The sequence below is a fragment of the Streptomyces albidoflavus genome (assembly GCF_000719955.1).
GTDB lineage: Bacteria > Actinomycetota > Actinomycetes > Streptomycetales > Streptomycetaceae > Streptomyces > Streptomyces albidoflavus.
Genome location: NZ_JOII01000078.1, coordinates 1 through 4,467, shown reverse-complemented (window position 1 = coordinate 4,467; position 4,467 = coordinate 1). Strand labels below are relative to the sequence as shown.

General features: G+C 73.7%; 1 protein-coding gene and 1 pseudogene. Both read left to right on the top strand.

Going from position 1 to position 4,467, the window contains the following annotated elements; translation table 11 throughout:
- Positions 1 to 4,033: pseudogene (locus IF45_RS31795) on the top strand (SDR family NAD(P)-dependent oxidoreductase); the annotation flags it as partial.
- A 26-nt stretch (positions 4,034 to 4,059) separates the two neighbouring features.
- The coding region (locus IF45_RS34545) for an acyltransferase domain-containing protein (protein WP_502266730.1) at positions 4,060 to 4,467 on the top strand (408 nt) is incomplete at its 3' end.

Sequence of the window (4,467 nt, the reverse complement as noted above, 5' to 3'; positions counted from 1 at the left end):
GGATGTGGTGCAGCCGGTGTTGTGGGCGGTGATGGTGTCGTTGGCGGAGGTGTGGCGGGCTCAGGGTGTGGAGCCGGGTGCGGTGATCGGTCATTCGCAAGGCGAGATCGCGGCCGCGGTGGTGGCGGGCGGGTTGTCGTTGGAGGACGGGGCGCGTGTGGTGGCGTTGCGGTCGCGTGCGTTGCGTGCGTTGTCGGGTCTGGGCGGCATGGTGTCGGTCGCTAGGAACGTGGACGAGGTTCGTGGTCTGCTGGCGGGCTGGGAGGGGCGTATCGGTGTGGCGGCGGTCAATGGGCCGTCGTCGGTGGTGGTGTCGGGTGATGCGGGGGCGTTGGACGAGTTCGTGGCCGCGTGTGACGCGTCGGGTGTGCGGGCGCGTCGGGTGGCGGTGGACTACGCGTCGCACTCCGCGCATGTGGAGCGCATCGAGGAGGAGCTTGCCGGGCTTCTGGCCCCGGTGGCGCCGCGTTCGTGTGATGTGCCGTTCTACTCGACCATCTCGGGACAGGTGGTGGACACCGCTGGTCTGGACGCTGCGTACTGGTACCGGAACCTGCGGGGGACGGTGGAGTTCGAGGCGGGGACGCGTGCGTTGCTGGCCGACGGTTTCCGGGTGTTCGTGGAGGTGAGTGCGCATCCGGTGGTGGCCACCGGGGTGCAGGAGACCATCGAGGACGCGGGCGTTCAGGCCGGTGTCGTCGGCACGCTGCGGCGTGACGAGGGTGGTCTGGAGCGGTTCGCGCTGTCGCTGGGTGAGGCGTGGGCGCTGGGTGCCGAGGTGGACTGGGAGACGCATTACGCGGGCACCCCGCCCCGCCACGTCGACCTCCCCACCTACCCGTTCCGCCGTGACTGGTACTGGCTGACGCCCGCCGAGTCGGCCGCGGCGGCGGCCACCGGCGACCCCGCCGACGGCGACTTCTGGTCGGCCGTCGAGAGCGGCGATCTCACCCGGCTCTCCTCCGTGCTGGAGGTCACCGGCGACGACGTGGAGGCGTTCGGCACGCTGCTGCCCGCGCTGGCGTCCTGGCGCCGTCGCCGCACCCTGCGCTCCACCCTCGACACCTGGCGCCACCGCGTCACCTGGACCGCGCTGACCGGCGCCGACGACGCCGTCCCCGCCGGCCGCTGGCCCGCCCTCGTCCCCGCCGGCCACGCCGACGACCCCTGGGTGCACGCGGTGCTGGCAGCTCTCACGGCGCGCGGCCTGCGTGTCGAGCGCCACGACCTCACCGGCGACGAGGACACCGCCGCGCTCACCGCCCTGCTCACCGGAACCGGTGACACCGAGACCGACGGCGCCGAAGGCATCGCGGGCGTCCTCTCTCTCCTAGCCCTCGACGAGCGCCCCCACCCCGACCACCCCGCCGTACCGCGCGGCCTCGCCACCGCCAAGGAGCTGCTGCACGCGCTGTCCGGCACCGAAGCCTCCGTGTGGGCGCTGACCCGCGGCGCCGTCGCCGTCGACAGCCGCGACCGGCTGACCTCGCCCGTCCAGGCCGAGACCTGGGGCTTCGGACGCGCCGTCGCCCTGGAACTCCCCGACGCCTGGGGCGGCCTCGCCGACCTGCCCGCCGACCCCGACGCCCGCAGCCTCGCCCGCCTCGCCACGCTCCTCGGCGGCCCCGAGGACCAGATCGCCGTACGCTCCTCCGGCGCGTACGCCCGTCGGCTGGCCCGGATGCCGCTGCCCGAGCCGGTCCGAACCACCGACGCAGACGCGGAACTCGCCGTGCGGGCCGCCGACGACGACGGGATCGCCGGCTGGGGCGACCACGACACCGTCCTGATCACCGGCGGCACCGGTGCGCTCGGCGCCCACGTGGCCCGCTCGCTCGCCGCCTCCGGCGCCCGCCACCTGGTGCTCACCAGCCGACGCGGACCCGGCAGCCCCGGTGCCGCCGAACTCGTCGCCGAGCTGGAGGAGCTGGGTGCCCGGGTCACCGTCGCCGACTGCGACGTGGCCGACCGCGACCAGCTCGCCCGTCTGCTGGACTCCCTCCCCGCCGACCTCCCCCTCACCGGCGTCGTGCACGCCGCCGGTGTCCTGGACGACGGTGTTCTCGACGCCCTCACCCTGGACCGCTTCGAAGCCGTCCTGCGCCCCAAGACCCTCGGCACCGCCCACCTGCACGAGCTGACCCGCGACCACGACGTCACCCTGTTCGTCCTCTTCTCCTCGATCGTCGGTGTCCTCGGCAACGCCGGACAGGCCAACTACGCCGCCGCCAACGCCTATCTGGACGCCGTAGCCGAGCAGCGGCGGGCCGAGGGCCTGCCCGTCACCTCCGTGGCCTGGGGCCCGTGGGCCGACGCGGGCATGGCCACCGCCGACGTGCTCGCCGACCGGATGAGCCACGACGGCCTCGCCCCGATGGACCCCGTCACCGCCGTCGCCGCGCTGCGCGCCGCCGTCGCCGAGGGCATCCCGCACGCCACCGTCCTCGATGTGGACTGGCGCGCCTACGGCACCGCCATGACCGCGGCCCGGCCCAGCCCGCTCGTCGGCGACCTCCCCGAGGTCCGCCGCGCCCTGGAGGCGGCGGCCGCCACCGCGCCCGACACCCACGCCCTGCGCGACCGGCTGCGCGGCCTCGCCCCCGCCGAACAGGACCGGCTGCTCACCGACCTGGTCCGCGCCGAGGTCGCCACCGCGCTGCGCCACTCCTCACCGGAGGCCGTGGACGTCAACCGTGCCTTCAAGGACCTGGGCTTCGACTCGCTGACCGCCGTGGAGGTCCGTAACCGGATCACCGCCGCCACCGACGTCAAGCTGCCCACCACCCTCCTCTTCGACCACCCCAACACCACAGCGGTCGTCGCCCACCTGCGTACCCTGCTGCTCGGCGACGAGCGCCCCGCCGCCGCGCCCGTCGTCGTCTCCGCGGGCGTCACCGACGAGCCCATGGCGGTCGTCGCCATGGCCTGCCGCTTCCCCGGCGGCGTCACCACGCCCGAGGAACTGTGGCACCTCATGGCCGCCGAGGTGGACGCCGTCTCCACCCCGCCCGAGGACCGCGGCTGGGACCTCGACGCCCTGTACGACCCGGACCCCGAACGCCACGGCACCACCTACAGCCGTGAGGGCGGCTTCATCCAGGACGTCGCCGGATTCGACCCGGCGTTCTTCGGGATCTCGCCGCGCGAGGCCCTGGCCATGGACCCGCAGCAGCGGCTCCTGCTGGAGACCTCCTGGGAGACCTTCGAACGCGCCGGCATCGACCCGGGAACCCTGCGCAACAGCGCCACCGGGGTCTTCGTCGGCAGCATCACCACGGACTACCAGGTCCGCCTGGGCGGCGCCGCCGCCCAGGAACAGCTCGCCGGCCACCTCATGACCGGCAACGCCTCCAGCATCGCCTCCGGCCGCCTGTCGTACACGTACGGCTTCGAGGGCCCCGCCGTCACCATGGACACCGGCTGCTCCTCGTCCATGGTCGCCCTCCACCTGGCCCTGCAGTCGCTGCGCACCGGCGAGTGCACGATGGCCCTGGCCGGCGGTGTCACCGTCATGTCCACACCCGAGCCCTACGTCGAGTTCTCCCGGCAGCGGGGCCTGGCGGCCGACGGGCGCTGCAAGGCCTTCGCCGAGGGCGCCGACGGTATGGGCTTCGCCGAGGGCGTCGGCCTGGTCCTGCTGGAGCGGCTCTCCGACGCACGCCGCAACGGTCACCCGGTCCTCGCCGTGGTCCGCGGCTCCGCCCTGAACCAGGACGGTGCGTCCAACGGTCTGACCGCCCCCAACGGCCCCTCCCAGCAGCGCGTCATCCGCCAGGCCCTCGCCAACGCGGGCCTCGCCCCGGGCGAGGTCGACGTGGTCGAGGCGCACGGCACCGGTACCCCGCTCGGTGACCCCATCGAGGCGCAGGCCATCCTCGCCACCTACGGCCAGGACCGCGACCCGGCCCGGCCGCTGCTGCTCGGTTCGCTGAAGTCCAACATCGGCCACACCCAGGCCGCCGCCGGCGTCGCCGGCATGATGAAGATGATCCTGGCGATGCGGCAGGGCACCCTGCCCAAGAGCCTCCACATCAGCCGGCCGACCTTAAGTCGCGTGCGGTGGTGGGGGAGCAGGCGGCGCGTCTGGCGGCGTCGGTGCGTGCGTCCGACGCGTCGGTGCTGGACGTGGCGCATGCGCTGGTGTCCTCGCGTGTGGCGATGGACCGGCGTGCGGTGGTCGTGGGGTCCGACCGTGAGGAACTGCTCGCCGGGCTGGACGCCCTCGCCGCCGGGGAGCCTTCCCCGCGTCTGGTGGAAGGCTCGGTCGGTGACGGCTCCGGCAAGGTCGCCTTCGTGTTCCCGGGTCAGGGTTCGCAGTGGGTGGGTATGGCGGTGGAGTTGTTGGGTTCGTCGCCGGTGTTCGCGGGGCGGGTGGCGGAGTGTGCGGCGGCGTTGGAGCCGTTCACGGAGTGGTCGTTGCTGGATGTGCTGAACGGTGTGGAGGGTGCTGCGTCGTTGGAGCGGGTG